Source organism: Allobosea lupini (assembly GCF_900109525.1).
In the GTDB taxonomy this organism is placed as follows: Bacteria; Pseudomonadota; Alphaproteobacteria; order Rhizobiales; family Beijerinckiaceae; genus Allobosea; species Allobosea lupini.
Map to the genome: position 1 here is coordinate 595,374 of NZ_FOAN01000002.1, position 14,447 is coordinate 609,820.

Genomic DNA, 14,447 nt, shown 5'->3' on the forward strand with positions numbered 1-14,447 from the left:
TCAGCCGCCATCCTTCTTAGGCTCGGCCGCATTGGCCGAGGGCGCCGGGTCTTCCAGGCCCTTGTCGATCTTCCGCAGGATCCGGGTCAGGTCCTCGGGCTCCGGCCCGAGATCGCGGGCGTAATTCCACTGGTAGCGCGCTTCGAGATAGCGCCCAGTCTTCCAGTAGACGTCGCCGAGATGGTCGTTGATCACCGGGTCGGACGGGCGCAGCTCCATCGCCTTCTCCAGCTCCGTCACCGCCTCGTCATAGCGGCCCAGCCGGTAGTGGGCCCAGCCGAGCGAGTCGATGATGTAGCCGTCCCGCGGCCGGAGCTCCACGGCCCGGCGCAACATGCCGAGCGCCTCTTCGAGCTTGAGGTTCTGGTCGACCAGCGAATAGCCGAGATAATTGAGCACCAGGGCGCGCTCGCGGCCGAGCGCCTCCGGCATCAGCTCCAGCGACTTGCGCAGGTCGGCCTCGGCCTGCGGCCATTTCTTGATGCGCTCATAGGCGATGCCGCGCGAGTAGAAGATGTCCCAGTTGGCGCGGCTCGGCGTGCCGAGCTTGGCGACCGCCTTGTCATAGGTCGCAGCCGCCTCCTCGAAGCGCTTGCGCGAGCGATAGATGTTGCCGAGCGCGGAGATCGCCTCGATGTCGTCGGGACGCGCGGCGATGATGCCCTCGAGATGCTTGGTCGCCTCCTCGGTCTTGCCGAGCTGTTCGAGGCCGAGCCCGATCTGGATGTCGGCGACCGGGCGCAGCGGCGAGTTTTCCGGCATGCGCCTGTAGACCTGGACGGCGTCCTCGGTCTGCTTGGCGCGCTCGAGGATATCGGCCAGCGTCAGCACGGCGAGATCGTGGCCGGGATCGAGATAGACGGCGAAGCGCAGATAGAGCAGCGCGGTCGCCTCGTCGCCCTGGAGAATGCCCGCGCTGGCGAGCCCGTAGAGCACTTCGGCGGCGCCCTGCTGGGTGTTGCCGACGATGCGCTGCAGCGGCTCCTTGCTGCTGATCTTGGCGATGGCGTCGCGGACCACCGGATGGTTCGGGCGGACGCTCCGCTCGAAATCGTTCAAGGTCGCCAGGGCCGCCTCGCTGTCGCCGGCGCGCGCCTGCTGGCGCGCCCAGAGATCGACGAGGCGCAGATTGGTCTTCTCGGCATCGTAGGCTGCCTTGAGCCGGCGATTCGCCTCGTTGCGGCGGCCCGCGATATCGAGGATCAATCCGGCATGGAAATCGCGGAAGCGGTCGAAGGTCGATTCGCCCTTGAGACGCTCCAGCGTGTCGATGGCGCGATTCGTCTCGCCCGAGCCCGAGTAGGCCCAGGCGGCGAGCAGGGTCGCGGTGATGTCGGCCGAACGGCCGCGGCCGCCACGCTGCAGCTGGGTGCGGGCGGCGCCATAGTTCTTCTGCTTCAGCGCACGCACGCCGAGCGCGAGCTGGGCGAGGCCGTTGGTGGCGTCGCGCTGGATCAGCTTCTCCGCGGCCCGGAAGGTCTCGTTCATCGCGCCGTCGGCGAGGAAGGCAACGAAGCCGCGCTCGAGCAGTTCGCTGTTCTGCGGATCGTTCCGGATCGCCTCGCGCAGATAGATCGAGGCCGCGCCAAGATCCCGCGCCGAGCCGGCCACCACGGCCGCCAGGTAATTGCCTTCAAGGCTCTCGGCTGGCTCGAATTTCTCGACCGGACGGGCCTGCGCGAGCGCCGGCATGCCGACATGCAAGCCTGCGACAAACGCCAGCACAAGAGCGGCGCTACGGCCGTTGATCTGAAACGTCACGTTCGACATTCTCCCTCGGTCCGCCCCGGCCGCCGGGGACTGGTCCGTGGACGGGACCGTGACCTGAACGATTAGGCAGTCAACATGGCCGTTTCCGGGCCTGCCGACAAGAGTTGCGCGCCGCGCTGCGTCATCGTTGTAGCGCTGACGTGAAAAAGACACAGCGCCCATGCCCGGCCGGTTGCATCGATGGATTTCGTCAATTTTTCGGGCGTGATGTTGGCTTCGTGGCGATTCGTCAAAGGTGCTTCCAGAGGAAGAAGGTCTCGCTCGCGACCGTCCTCACGCTCGCCGGCATTGCCGGCGGCTGCGCCACCGAGGAACCCGAGAAGCCGGGTCCGATCGTCCGCAAAGGCTGATTCGCCGCCCTTTTCAGGGTGAACAATGGCAAAAGGCCGCGCGATCCGAGGCCGCGCGGCCTTTCATGTTTGAAGCGCCCGCCGCGACCGGCGGCCCACGCGATCACATGTTCGAGTAGTTCGGCCCGCCCGCGCCTTCCGGCACCGTCCAGGTGATGTTCTGGGCAGGGTCCTTGATGTCGCAGGTCTTGCAGTGCACGCAGTTCTGCGCGTTGATCACGAAGCGCGGCAGCGACTGCTTGTCCGGATCGGCATAGACCACCTCGTAGACGCCGGCCGGGCAATAGAGCCGCGCCGGCTCGCCATAGATCGGCAGGTTCTGCAGCACCGGCACGTTCGGGTCGGTCAGCTTCAGATGCGCCGGCTGGTCCTCCTCATGATTGGTCGCCGAGAGGAAGACCGAGGAGAGCTTGTCGAAGGAGATCTTGCCGTCAGGCTTAGGGTAGACGATCGGAGTGACCATGCCGATCGGCTTCAGCGTGGCATGATCGGGCTTGCCGTGCTTCAGCGTGCCGAAGGGCGACCAGCCGAAGAGCTGGTTCAGCCACATGTCGATGCCGCCAAGCGCGACGCCGCCGAGCGTGCCGAGCTTCGACCAGAGCGGCTTGACGTTGCGCACCGGCTTGAGGTCGCGGCCGATCTCGGAGGCGCGCCAGCTGTCCTCGATGCCGTCGACCATGTCATGCGAGCGGCCCGCCGCCAGCGCCGGCACGAGATGCTCGGCCGCCAGCATGCCCGACAGGATGGCGTTGTGGCTGCCCTTGATGCGCGGCACGTTGACGAAGCCTGCCGCGCAGCCGATCAGCGCCCCGCCCGGGAAGGTCAGCTTGGGCACCGACTGCCAGCCGCCTTCGGTGATGGCGCGCGAGCCGTAGGAGAGGCGCTTGGCGCCCTCGAAGACGTCGCGGATCATCGGATGGGTCTTGAAGCGCTGGAACTCGTCGAAGGGCGAGAGCGTCGGGTTCGAGTAGTTGAGGTGGACGACGAAGCCGACCGAAACCAGGTTGTCGTCGAAATGATAGAGGAAGGAGCCACCGCCGGTCGACATGTCGAGCGGCCAGCCGAAGGAGTGCTGGACCAGCCCCTTCCTGAAATTCTCCGGCTTGACCTGCCAGATCTCCTTGAGGCCGATGCCGTATTTCTGCGGCTCGCGGCCTTCATCCAGAGCAAAGCGCCTGATCGCGATCTTCGAGAGCGAGCCACGGGCGCCCTCTCCCAGAAGCGTGTAGCGGCCACGCAGTTCCATGCCGCGGGTGAAGCGGTCGGAGACCGTGCCATCCTTCGCGATGCCCATGTCGCCGGTGGCGATGCCGGCGACCGAGCCGTCGTCGTTATAAAGCAGCTCGGCGGCGGCGAAGCCCGGATAGATCTCGACGCCGAGCGCCTCGGCACGCGCGGCGAGATAGCGGGCGACAAGGCCGAGCGAGCCGACGAAGTTGCCGTGATTGTTCATCAGCTTCGGCATGGCGAAGTTCGGCAGGCGCGCGCCACCGGCCGGGCCGAGGAAATAGAAGACGTCCTCGGTCACCTGCGTATGCAGGGGGCGGGCATCGTCCTGCCGCCAGTCGGGCAGGAGCTTGTCGAGGCCGATCGGATCGATGACCGCGCCGGAGAGGATATGCGCGCCGACCTCGGAGCCCTTCTCGACCACGACGACCGAGATAGCTTCGTCGAGCTGCTTCAGCCGGATCGCGGCGGCGAGCCCGGCAGGACCGGCACCGACGATGACGACGTCATAGTCCATGCTCTCGCGCGGCGTGCTCTGCGCTTCCTTCAGATCCATCCTGCCCTCCACCCGCGCGTCTTCATCGTTAGATAGTTTATATATGAACTATCTTGATCGACCCGCCAAGCTCTGCGCTTGGCTGATTGGAATTCCTCTATCCGGGGCTCCCGTTCATTTTGCAACAGCGAAGGGGCTCGCTTCGTTCCGAGCGCCGCTCTATTCTCCTGCCCATGTCGCTCGACGCCGTCTCCGCAGCCGAATTGATCGCCTGGTACGCCGAAATGGGCGTGACCGAAGCGCTCGACGAGACGCCGCACGACCATTTCGCAGCCGCACCCGAGCCGGCGCGACAGCCTGTCGCACGCCCCGTCGCCGCTGCGCAGCCGGCGGCGCGACGCCCTGCAGCCGTGGCCGCAGCCACTCCGCCGGACGAAGCCGCGCTGTCAGCCCGGGCGCTGGCGCGCGAGGCGACCTCGCTGGATGAGCTCAAGACGGCGCTCGCCAGCTTCGAGGGCTGCCCGCTCAAGGCGACAGCCAAGAACCTCGTCTTCGCCGACGGCAATCCGGCCGGCAAGGTCATGATCGTCGGCGAGGCACCCGGCGCGGACGAGGATCGCGCCGGCGTGCCCTTCGTCGGCCGCTCCGGCCAGTTGCTCGACCGGATGCTGGCCGCGATCGGCCTCACCCGGCAGGAGCATGTCTATATCGCCAACCTCCTGCCCTGGCGCCCGCCCGGCAACCGCACGCCGACCCCGCAGGAGGTCGCGATCTGCCTGCCCTTCATCCAGCGCCAGATCGAACTGGTCGACCCCGACATCCTTGTCTGCGTCGGCGGCCCGTCGGCCCAGGGGCTGCTCGGTGTCTCCGGCATCCTGGCCTCGCGCGGGCGCTGGATGGAATATGACACCGGCAGGCGCATGATCCGGGCGATCGCAACGCTGCACCCGGCCTATCTCCTGCGCCAGCCCTTGCAGAAGCGCCTGGCCTGGCGCGACCTGCGTACGCTCAAGGCCGCGCTCGCGGCGCCCTGAGCAGATTCTGCGATTCCGCTTCGACAGGGAGTCGATGATGTTCGCGACCGGGATGGCCCGCAGCGCCTTGATCGCAACCCTGATGCTTGCCACGCCTGCTCTGGCAGCGCCGCAAAAGCCCGTCCTCGACGCGGCCGAGGCCGAGAAGCCGGCCTATCTCGCAACGCTGGAAAAGCTGGTCTCGATCGAATCGGGCTCGCGGGACGTGCAGGGTCTGGCGACGATCGCCGCACTCATCGCCGAGCGCCTCAAGGCCCTGGGCGGCGAGACCGAGCTGATCGACTCGGCCGAACCGACGCGATCGCCGGGCAAGATCGCGCTGGCACGCTTCAAGGGCAGCGGCACCAGGAAGATCATGCTGCTGGCCCATATGGACACGGTCTACGCCAAGGGCATGCTGGCCCAGCAGCCCTTCCGGATCGAGGGCGACAGGGCCTATGGCCTCGGCATCGCCGACGACAAGCACGGCGTCGCCCTGATCCTCCATACCATCGCGCTGCTCAACAGGATCGCGGCCCGGGACTACGGCACGCTCACCGTCCTCATCAACGGCGACGAGGAGATCGGCTCGGCCGGCTCAAGGGCGCTGATCACCAGGCTCGCGGCCGAGCAGGACGCAGTGTTTTCATGCGAAGGGTCCGGCATCGGCCAGGACACGCTGCGCCTCGCCACCAGCGGCGTCGGCTCCGTGCAGCTCAAGGTCACCGGCCGGGCCTCGCATGCCGGTGGCTCGCCGGAGCAAGGCCGCAACGCCCTGTACGAACTCGCCCATCAGATCCTGCAGATGCGCGATCTCTCCAAGCCGGAGATGGGCCTCAAGCTGAACTGGACGCTCGCCTCAGCCGGCTCGGTCAGCAATACGATTCCGGCCGAGGCGAAGGCGCAGGGCGACATGCGGGCGCTGCGCATGGCCGATTTCGACCTGATCGAGGCCGCGGTGAGGGAGCGCATCCAGAACAAGCTCATCCCCGACACCTTGGTGGAAGCGACATTCACGCGCGGGCGCCCGCCTCTGGCGCCGACCGAGGCCAGCAGGGCGCTCGGCGCGCATGCCAAGCGCATCTTCGGCGAGATTGGCCGCTCGCTGACCATCGCCGAACGAGCGAGCGGCGGCGGAACCGATGCAGCCTATGCCGCGCTCCAGGCCAGGGGCCCGGTGATCGAGGGCTTCGGTCTCAGGGGCTTCGGCGCCCATTCGAACCAGAACGAATATGTCGCGTTGGATTCGGTCGTGCCCCGGCTCTATCTGCTGGCGCGCATGATCACAGACGTCTCACGCGGCGATGCCAAGTAACCGACTGCATGACCAAGCTGACGGCTACGCTTGAGTTCCGCCGCATCCTCGCCGACATTGGCGGCGCTGCAACAAGGGTCCGCGCATGCGTTGGGAAGATTACCGCCAGTCCGATAACGTCGAGGACCGGCGCGGCGGCGGTGGCGAATATGCCGGGCTTCCCGGCGGGCGCGGCGGCATCGGCATCGGCACCATGGTCGTGCTCGGCCTGCTCGGCTGGGCGCTCGGCATCGATCCGCGCATCCTGATCGGCGGCGCCGAGATGATCGGCGGCATCGGCGGGCGCAGCGCGCCGACACAGGAGCAGCGCAAATCGGCCGGCCCGCCGCAGGACGAGATGGGCAAGTTCATCTCGGCCGTGCTGGCGCAGAACGAGGATATCTGGACGAAGGTGCTGCCGCAGCAGGCCAACCGCAAATACGTACCGCCCAAGCTGGTGCTGTTCAGCGGCGTCGATCGCTCCGGCTGCGGCACGGCCCAGTCGGCGATGGGGCCGTTCTATTGCCCCAACGACCAGCGGGTCTATCTCGACCTCTCCTTCTTCCAGGAGATGCAGCGCAAGCTCGGCGGCGGCGGCGACTTCGCCTATGCCTATGTCATCGGCCACGAGATCGGCCATCATATCCAGAACCTGCTCGGCATCCTGCCCAAGGTGAACGAGCTGCGCCAGCGGCTCTCGGAGCGCGAATCGAACCTGCTCTCGGTGCGCGTCGAATTGCAGGCGGACTGCTTCGCCGGCGTCTGGGCCTACAACCTCCAGGCGATGGACCGGATCGAGGCCGGCGACATCGACGAGGCGATGCGAACAGCTTCGGCGATCGGCGACGACAAGCTGCAGCAGCAGGGCCGCGGCGTGGTCGTGCCGGATTCCTTCACGCACGGCTCGTCGGCGCAGCGCACCCGGTGGTTCAACACCGGCTTCAAGTCGGGTTCCATGCAGAGCTGCGACACCTTCCGCACCAACCAGCTCTGAGCCTCAGAGTTCGGCGCGCTCGCGGCGGACAGTAAGCCGGCGCGGCGCCCGCGCCAGCTTGCCGGAGAGGATCTGCGTCTTCGGCGCGAGCAGCCCCGCCCTGACGCCGCGCGAGCGTAGCGAGACCGCGCCCCATTCGCGCAGCGCCGCCGCCATGCCGCGCAGCGGCATCAGCGCCGGCCGGGCCGCTGCGGTCAACAGATGCCGCTCGATGCTTGGCGTCCATTGCGGCTCGGGCAGGTCGCCCGCCTCGAGCAGGATCACCCAGTCGCCGCGCGCCTGCGCGACACCCGAGGACCAGGCCTCGCCGGCCGTGGCCCTGACATAGCTCGCCCCGGTCTCGTCCGCGAGCCGCGCGATCGCGGCGTCGTCGCCATCGTCGACCACCACGGCATGGCCGATCACACCTTTCGCAACCGCGGGGATCAGCACCGACAAGGTTGCGGCAAGCGCCCTTGCGTCACGATTGGCCCGGATGACGGCAGTGATCATAGGCTGTCAGCTTATGACGCACTGCAACATGTCGCAATCCTGTCACTTGCCTTTTGTTCCTGATATGTTCACATTCGTTGGTCTCGGAATCCCCGATTCCGCCGAGGAGACGAAGCCATGCTGCAGGCCAGGCCCTCAGCCAGAACGCAACCACTCAAGCGCCGCGACAGTGAACCGGATACGGTCTCGGCACCACTTCGGCTCACGCCGGTCGACCCGCTGACCCATATCGGCAGCCAGATCGACCCTGACAGGCGGCGCGGGCGCGGCGCGACGATCAACCCCGGCGGGCGCTACGAGGCCGAGCAGCGCATCAGCGAGGATGACGGCTGGGGGACGCTCGGCGAGCTGCCGGCTTTCAAGACCGAGGTCTCGGTCGAGAAGCCTCGGACCATCATTACCAGGAACGACTCCCCCGATATCTCCTTCGATCGCTCGATCAACCCTTATCGCGGCTGCGAGCATGGCTGCGTCTATTGCTTCGCGCGGCCGAGCCATGCCTATCTCGGCCTCTCGCCCGGGCTCGACTTCGAGAGCAAGCTCACCGCAAAGCCCGATGCGGCGCTGCTGCTTGAGAAAGAGCTGTCCTCGCCAAGCTACCAGCCGCGCACCATCGCAATCGGCACCAATACCGACGCCTACCAGCCGATCGAGAAGAAGCTCAGGATCATGCGCGCGATCCTGGAGGTGCTCGCGAAGTTCAACCACCCGGTCGGCATCGTCACCAAATCGGCGCTGGTGCAGCGCGACATCGATATCCTCGCGCCGATGGCGGCGAAGGGGCTGGTCAAGGTCGCGCTCTCGGTGACGACGCTCGATCCCAAGCTCGCCCGCAACATGGAGCCGCGTGCCGCCGCCCCTGCCAAGCGCATCGAGACGATCCGAAAGCTCTCGGAGGCCGGCATTCCGGTGACGGTGCTGGTCGCGCCGATCGTGCCGGCGATCAACGAGCACGAGATCGAGCGCATCCTCGATGCAGCGAAAGCAGCCGGCGCGCGCGAGGCCGGCTATGTATTGCTGCGCCTGCCGCTCGAGGTGAAGGACATCGTGCAGGACTGGCTGGTGACGCATCATCCCGACAAGATGCGCCATGTCGTCTCGCTGATCCGCTCGACCCGGGGCGGCAAGGATTACGACGCCGCCTGGGGTCAACGCCAGGTCGGCTCCGGCCCCTATGCCTGGATGATCGGCCGGCGCTTCGAAATGGCGGCCGAGCGGCTCGGCTTCAACAGCACCCGGCTCAGGCTCCGCACCGACCTCTTCGTCAAGCCGGAGAAGGAGAAGGCACAGCTCAGCTTGTTTTGATCCGACGTGCCTCATGGCTGTCATCCTGGACGCAGCACAGCGGAGAGCCGGGATCCATTCCTGAGCCTTTCCGATGAAGGTTCCGGCCTGGGTCCCGGGTCTGCCTCCGGTCGCGCGGGACGACCGCGCTGAGTGTGGCTGTTACCAAGTGGACAGGATGCAATTCCGGCAGACGTTCGCATCGAGATCTGGCATAGCGGCGCCATGACCGCCGATTTCAGCCGCGAGCAGGCCGCGATGATTGCCGGGCGCGCCCGTGTTGCCGGCGTGGACGAGGTCGGGCGCGGCCCCCTCGCCGGCCCGGTCGTCGCCGCCGCCGTCATCCTCGATCCCACGGCGATTCCCGACGGCCTCGCCGACTCGAAGGAGCTCAGCGCCCAGCGCCGCGAGGAGCTCTGCGTGCTGATCCTCGCCAGCGCTTTGGCAGTCGGTGTCGGCAGCGCCTCGGCGACCGAGATCGACAGGATCAACATCCGGCAGGCGACGCTGCTTTCCATGCGGCGCGCGGTCGGAGCGCTGCCGCTCTCACCCGATCTCGTGCTGGTCGATGGCAACGATCCGCCGGCGCTGGCCTGCGGTTGCGAGTCGATCATCGGCGGCGACGGGCTGATCGCCTCGATCGCCGCAGCCTCGATCGTCGCCAAGGTGATGCGCGACAGGATGATGGCGCGGCTTTCGCTGACCTATCCGGCCTATGGCTTCGCCAACCATGCCGGCTACGGGACCGCGGCACATCGCGCCGCGCTGAAGACGCATGGCCCCTGCCCCGCGCATCGCTATTCCTTCGCCCCGATCAAAGGTGTCTGGTCGCGCTCGATCGCTTGAGCCGGCGGGAGACGTCATGCCCACCTTGACGATGCATCAGGTCGACGCGTTCACCGACAAGGTGTTCGCCGGCAACCCCGCAGCCGTCCTCATCCTGGACGACTGGCTCGCCGAGCCGACGATGCAGGCGATCGCCAATGAGAACAATCTGGCCGAGACCGCCTTCGCCCGGCCGAACGGCAGCGCTTGGGACCTGCGCTGGTTCACGCCCGTGCACGAGGTCAATTTCTGCGGCCATGCCACGCTCGCGACAGCCCATGTCCTCGCCAGTGCGCACGGCGTCTCCAGCGATATGGAATTTCTGACCCGCGTCGGCCCGATCCGGGTCTCGCGACAGGATGAAGGCTACCGGCTCGACCTGCCGGCCTTCGCGCCGGAGCCGATCGAGGCGCTGCCTTCGGTCATCGCCGCGCTTTTCCCGGTCCCACCTCGTGCGCTGTTCCGCAATTTCGAGAATGTCTTCGCCGTTCTGGCTGACGAGCAGGCCGTGCGCGCCTTCGTGCCCGACGCCGCTGCGATCGCGACTCTCGCCCCGCTCTGCTTCGGCATCACCGCGCCCGGCGAGGCCCATGATTTCGTCTCGCGCTATTTCGCGCCCAGCGCCGGCATCCCGGAAGACCCCGTCACCGGCTCGATCCACGCCACCCTGGTCCCGTACTGGGCCGAGGAGCTTGGCAAGAACCGCTTTGAGGCCTTCCAGGCTTCCGCGCGTGGCGGACACTTGAGTTGCGAGCTGGCGGGAGAGCGTGTGCTCATTGCCGGCCACGCGGTGACGTTCATGAAGGCCGAAATCTACCTGCCTGACTGACCGCTGGGAGACCTGCGGAGCAGCCACCGAACTGCCGCAACGGCAGGCGGGAGCCGGTTACCCTTCCTTAATCTCCGTTACGATTTTCCAAACATATTCAATGGGCTAGGCAAAATCTGCAGCCCCAGAATGGGACGCATTTTTTTCAACCCGGAAACCCGTCCTTTACCGTGACCAGCCAGGATCGCGAGCGTTGAAGTTGCGTAACGGTCTTGGCGTCATGAGTACCTCGCGTACCGGGACCGCCAGCGCTCCCGTCCGGATTCAGGTTTCGCGTACCGGACGGCCCGCGCTGGGGGCCCGGATGAAGGCCAAGAGCCTTCTTCCCTCTCAGATCCTCCCGCCTCGCGAGCTGCCGCTCGACCAGGTGATCGTGGGCGATTGCGTCGCCGCGATCGAGGCCCTTCCCCCCGGGAGCGTCGACCTCGTCTTTGCAGACCCGCCCTACAATCTCCAGCTCGGCGGCGATCTGCGCCGACCTGACGACAGCCTCGTCGACGCCGTCGACGACGACTGGGACAAGTTCGCCTCCTTCGCCGACTACGACGCCTTCACCCGCGCCTGGCTCACCGCCTGCCGCCGGGCGCTGAAGCCGGACGGCGCGCTCTGGGTGATCGGTTCCTATCACAACATCTTCCGCGTCGGCTCGATCCTGCAGGATCTCGGCTTCTGGATGCTGAATGACATCGTCTGGCGCAAAGCCAACCCGATGCCGAACTTCCGTGGCCGCCGCTTCACCAATGCGCATGAGACGCTGATCTGGGCGGCGCGCGGCGAAGCGTCGAAATACACCTTCCATTACGAGGCACTGAAGGGCGGGAATGACGACCTGCAGATGCGCTCGGACTGGTATCTGCCGCTCTGCACCGGCGACGAGCGCCTGAAGGACGAGAAGGGTGCCAAGGTCCACCCGACCCAGAAGCCCGAATCGCTGCTCGCCCGCGTGCTGCTCTCGGCCAGCAATCCCGGCGACGTCGTGCTCGATCCCTTCTTCGGTACCGGCACGACCGGCGCCGTCGCCAAGGCGCTCGGCCGCCATTTCATCGGCGTCGAACGCGAAGAGGTCTATGCCAAGGCGGCGCGCGAGCGCATCGCAGCGGTTCAGCCGCTGCCGCCGGAAGCCTTCGCCACGGCGCCGTCGAAGCGCAGCGAGCCGCGCGTACCCTTCCTCAGCCTGGTCGAGGCCGGGCTGGTCAAGGCGGGCGAGACCGTCTTCGACGAGAAGCGGCGTCACAGCGCCACCATCCGCGCCGATGGCACTCTGGTGCTCGGCCCGGCCGTCGGCTCGATCCACAAGGTCGGCGCGTTGGCGCAGGGGCTGCCGGCCTGCAATGGCTGGACTTTCTGGCATGTCGAGCGCGAGGGCAAAGCCATGCTGCTCGATGTCCTGCGCGGTGAGATCAGGACGCAGATGGCGGCGGCCTAGAGCCGGATCCGATCAGGTCGAGACAACCTGATCGGTGAATCCGTCTCTCACTTCTAGTCTAGAGGCCGCTGCAGCTCTTCCAGTCCGGCTTCGAGCGCCTTCAGGAAGACGTTCGGAAACGCCTCGTCCTTCAACCGGTTGAACGGGGTGAAGCGCATGCCCTCCGGCGCGTGCGTCTCCAGCGGCACGCGCCCGGCAAAGATCGTCAGCTCCAGCGGGAAATGCGTGAAGACGTGGCGGACCGGCAGCATCAGCCGGCGCCATGTCGCCCCCACTGGCGCGTCGCGCAGGGCGTCGTCCACCTCGTAATCCGTCCGCCAGTCGCCTCCGGGCACCTCGACCATTCCCCCGAGCAAGCCCTTGGCCGGGCGGGTGCGGACCAGCACGGCACCATCTTCGCGCATCGCGACGAAGGCGGCGCCATAGCGGGTCTTGCCGGTCTTCTTCGCCGCCTTGCGCGGAAAGCTCTCCTGCGTCCCGGCGATGCGCGCCTGGCAGGGCTCACGCCAGGGGCAGAGCCCGCAGGCCGGCGAGCGCGGCGTGCAGATCGTCGCGCCCAGATCCATCAGCGCCTGCGCAAAGTCTCCAGGGCGGGCATGCGGCAGCAGCGCCAAAACCCGCTCGCGGATCAGCGGCTTGGCGGCGGGCATCTCGTCCTCGATCGCGAAGAGGCGCGTGATCACCCGCTCGACATTGCCATCGACCGCGACCGCCGGCCGGTCGAAGGCGATCGCAGCGACGGCTCCCGACGTATAGGCGCCGATACCCGGCAAGGCGCGCAGGCCCTCCTCGGTATCGGGAAAGCGGCCGCCATGCTCATGCGCAACCGCCTTGGCGCAGGCGTGGAGATTGCGGGCGCGCGAGTAGTAGCCGAGCCCGGCCCAGGCCTGCATGACGCTCTCCGATGGCGCGGCGGCTAGCGCCTCGACCGTCGGAAAGCGCGCCATGAAGCGCTCGAAATAGGGCTTCACCGCCGCGATCGTGGTCTGCTGCAGCATGATCTCGGAGACCCAGACGCGGTAAGGGTCGGCCCGCTCGCCCGGCAGCGCCCGCCAGGGCAGGACGCGGCGATGGCGGTCATACCAGGCGAGGAGATCGGCGGCGCGGGGCTGGGGGGCGGAAGCGTCCATCGGACTTTGTGTAGCGCGACCGCCCGGTCAAGCAAGCATCCCGCTGTCCTGCAAACAGCTGTTTGTCGCAGGCACCCGCAGCTATAGGGTGGCTGCATGGTCGCAAAACCCCTCGCCGAACTGATCGACGACTGCCTCGCGCCCGCGCTCGCCGCCCAAGGCTTTGCGGGACGCTCGGTCGTGGCCTTCTGGCCGGAGATCGTCGGCGAGCGGCTGGCGCAACGCACGCGGCCTCTCAAGATCGACTGGCCGCGGCGTCGCGGTGCACCTGGTGAGCTCTCGGACCCGGCGACGCTGGTCGTGCGTGTCGAGGGCGCCTTCGCGCTGGAGATGCAGCAGCTCGGGCCACTGGTGCTGGAGCGGGTCAACAGCCATCTCGGCTGGCGCGCTGTCGGCAAACTGGTGCTGAAGCAGGGGCCGGTCGCCCCGCTCCCAGTCTCCAAGCCCGCCCCGCCGCCAGATCCTGCTGTGCTGGCACGGATCGAAGCACAGGTCGCCGGCGTCGAAAGCGCCGAATTGCGCGAGGCGCTGGCGCGGCTCGGGCGCGGCATCGCGCAACGGCGCCAGGTCGCGGGCGACGACACGGCTTCGTGAGCGGGAAGCAGCGAACCGATCTTGCCACAATCCTGCTGGTGACTATGGTCCGCGCAACTACTTCGTCATCAGGGATTGTCTCATGACCAGCCGCCGCCAGGTGTTGATCGGCTCAGCCGCCTTGGCCTTCTCGCCGCTTCTCGCCAGCCAGGGCGCTTCGGCCCAGACGCTTCCCGGGGTCGCCAACCCGCTCGGCGATGTCTGGCTCGGCAATGCCGACGCCAAGGTCTCGATCATCGAGTACGCCTCGCTGACCTGCAGCCACTGCGCCAATTTCCACAAGGATACCTGGCCGGCGCTGAAGGCGAAGTACATCGACACCGGCAAGGTGCGCTTCGTGCTGCGCGAGTTCCCGCTCGATCCGCTCGCCACCGCCGGCTTCATGCTGGCCCGCTGCAACGGCACCGACAAATACTATCCGCTGACCGACCTGCTGTTCGCGCAGCAGCGCAACTGGGCCTTCACCGAAAAGCCGGTCGATGCGCTTTCGAGCCTGGTCAAGCAGGCCGGTTTCACACAGGAATCTTTCGAGGCCTGCCTGAAACGTCAGGACATTTACGACGCTGTCACGCAGGTTAAGGAAGGTGGAGCCAAGGCTGGCGTGGACTCCACCCCGACCTTCTTCATCAACGGGCAGAAGCGCTCCGGTGCACTCAGCCTCGCCGAATTCGACAAGATCCTCGAGCCGCTGCTCGGCAGCTGAGCGGTCCGGCAGCCTGATGG

14 protein-coding genes are annotated in these 14,447 nt (G+C 67.0%); 10 read left to right on the forward strand and 4 right to left on the reverse strand.

The window, feature by feature from the left end; translation table 11 throughout:
* Positions 1-1,761 (reverse strand): tetratricopeptide repeat protein, encoded by a 1,761-nt coding sequence (locus tag BMZ21_RS08390; protein ID WP_244543747.1) that lies wholly within the window; start codon positions 1,759-1,761, stop codon positions 1-3.
* Between the two features lie 113 nt (positions 1,762-1,874).
* On the opposite strand from BMZ21_RS08390, the gene BMZ21_RS29870 reads away from it, so the two are divergent.
* The gene (locus tag BMZ21_RS29870; RefSeq protein ID WP_143079673.1) at positions 1,875-2,120 is read left to right on the forward strand and encodes a hypothetical protein; all 246 of its coding nucleotides are present in this window, start codon (positions 1,875-1,877) and stop codon (positions 2,118-2,120) included.
* Between the two features lie 103 nt (positions 2,121-2,223).
* Here the strand turns inward: BMZ21_RS29870 and BMZ21_RS08395 are convergent, their stop codons facing one another.
* Positions 2,224-3,903, reverse strand: a complete 1,680-nt coding sequence (locus tag BMZ21_RS08395) for an electron transfer flavoprotein-ubiquinone oxidoreductase (protein ID WP_244543748.1) — start codon at positions 3,901-3,903, stop codon at positions 2,224-2,226.
* A gap of 173 nt (positions 3,904-4,076) precedes the next feature.
* On the opposite strand from BMZ21_RS08395, the gene BMZ21_RS08400 reads away from it, so the two are divergent.
* The 3 genes from BMZ21_RS08400 to ypfJ all read left to right on the forward strand — a co-directional run bounded on the left by BMZ21_RS08400 (position 4,077) and on the right by ypfJ (position 7,144).
* On the forward strand, positions 4,077-4,877 hold the full coding sequence (locus BMZ21_RS08400; RefSeq protein ID WP_091831775.1) for a uracil-DNA glycosylase: 801 nt from the start codon (positions 4,077-4,079) through the stop codon (positions 4,875-4,877).
* A 37-nt stretch (positions 4,878-4,914) separates the two neighbouring features.
* Complete coding sequence (locus BMZ21_RS08405; RefSeq protein ID WP_091831777.1) at positions 4,915-6,171, forward strand: M20/M25/M40 family metallo-hydrolase; 1,257 nt, start codon at positions 4,915-4,917, stop codon at positions 6,169-6,171.
* Between the two features lie 85 nt (positions 6,172-6,256).
* Entirely contained in the window at positions 6,257-7,144 is an 888-nt protein-coding gene (gene ypfJ, locus BMZ21_RS08410; RefSeq protein WP_091831779.1) for a KPN_02809 family neutral zinc metallopeptidase, read from the forward strand.
* 3 nt (positions 7,145-7,147) lie between these two features.
* On the opposite strand, the gene BMZ21_RS08415 is transcribed toward ypfJ, so the two are convergent.
* The gene (locus tag BMZ21_RS08415; RefSeq protein ID WP_091831781.1) at positions 7,148-7,636 is read right to left on the reverse strand and encodes a glycosyltransferase family A protein; all 489 of its coding nucleotides are present in this window, start codon (positions 7,634-7,636) and stop codon (positions 7,148-7,150) included.
* A gap of 120 nt (positions 7,637-7,756) precedes the next feature.
* On the opposite strand from BMZ21_RS08415, the gene BMZ21_RS08420 reads away from it, so the two are divergent.
* The 4 genes from BMZ21_RS08420 to BMZ21_RS08435 all read left to right on the forward strand — a co-directional run bounded on the left by BMZ21_RS08420 (position 7,757) and on the right by BMZ21_RS08435 (position 12,000).
* Positions 7,757-8,941 carry a PA0069 family radical SAM protein gene (locus tag BMZ21_RS08420; RefSeq protein ID WP_425285423.1) on the forward strand — a complete coding sequence of 395 codons (1,185 nt, stop codon included), beginning with the start codon at positions 7,757-7,759 and terminating at the stop codon, positions 8,939-8,941.
* A gap of 204 nt (positions 8,942-9,145) precedes the next feature.
* Positions 9,146-9,766 carry a ribonuclease HII gene (locus BMZ21_RS08425; RefSeq protein WP_208862236.1) on the forward strand — a complete coding sequence of 207 codons (621 nt, stop codon included), beginning with the start codon at positions 9,146-9,148 and terminating at the stop codon, positions 9,764-9,766.
* A 16-nt stretch (positions 9,767-9,782) separates the two neighbouring features.
* The gene (locus BMZ21_RS08430; protein WP_091831785.1) at positions 9,783-10,574 is read left to right on the forward strand and encodes a PhzF family phenazine biosynthesis protein; all 792 of its coding nucleotides are present in this window, start codon (positions 9,783-9,785) and stop codon (positions 10,572-10,574) included.
* A gap of 220 nt (positions 10,575-10,794) precedes the next feature.
* Positions 10,795-12,000: a site-specific DNA-methyltransferase gene (locus tag BMZ21_RS08435; RefSeq protein WP_091831787.1), complete on the forward strand. Its 1,206-nt coding sequence runs from the start codon at positions 10,795-10,797 to the stop codon at positions 11,998-12,000.
* 53 nt (positions 12,001-12,053) lie between these two features.
* Here BMZ21_RS08435 and mutY read toward each other — a convergent pair whose 3' ends face one another.
* Entirely contained in the window at positions 12,054-13,130 is a 1,077-nt protein-coding gene (mutY, locus tag BMZ21_RS08440) for an A/G-specific adenine glycosylase (protein WP_091831789.1), read from the reverse strand.
* Between the two features lie 96 nt (positions 13,131-13,226).
* On the opposite strand from mutY, the gene BMZ21_RS08445 reads away from it, so the two are divergent.
* Together BMZ21_RS08445 and BMZ21_RS08450 are read left to right on the forward strand one after the other, a co-directional pair.
* Positions 13,227-13,724 carry a DUF721 domain-containing protein gene (locus BMZ21_RS08445; protein ID WP_091831791.1) on the forward strand — a complete coding sequence of 166 codons (498 nt, stop codon included), beginning with the start codon at positions 13,227-13,229 and terminating at the stop codon, positions 13,722-13,724.
* An 82-nt stretch (positions 13,725-13,806) separates the two neighbouring features.
* Positions 13,807-14,427 (forward strand): DsbA family protein, encoded by a 621-nt coding sequence (locus BMZ21_RS08450; RefSeq protein ID WP_091831793.1) that lies wholly within the window; start codon positions 13,807-13,809, stop codon positions 14,425-14,427.
* Positions 14,428-14,447 lie beyond the last annotated feature (20 nt).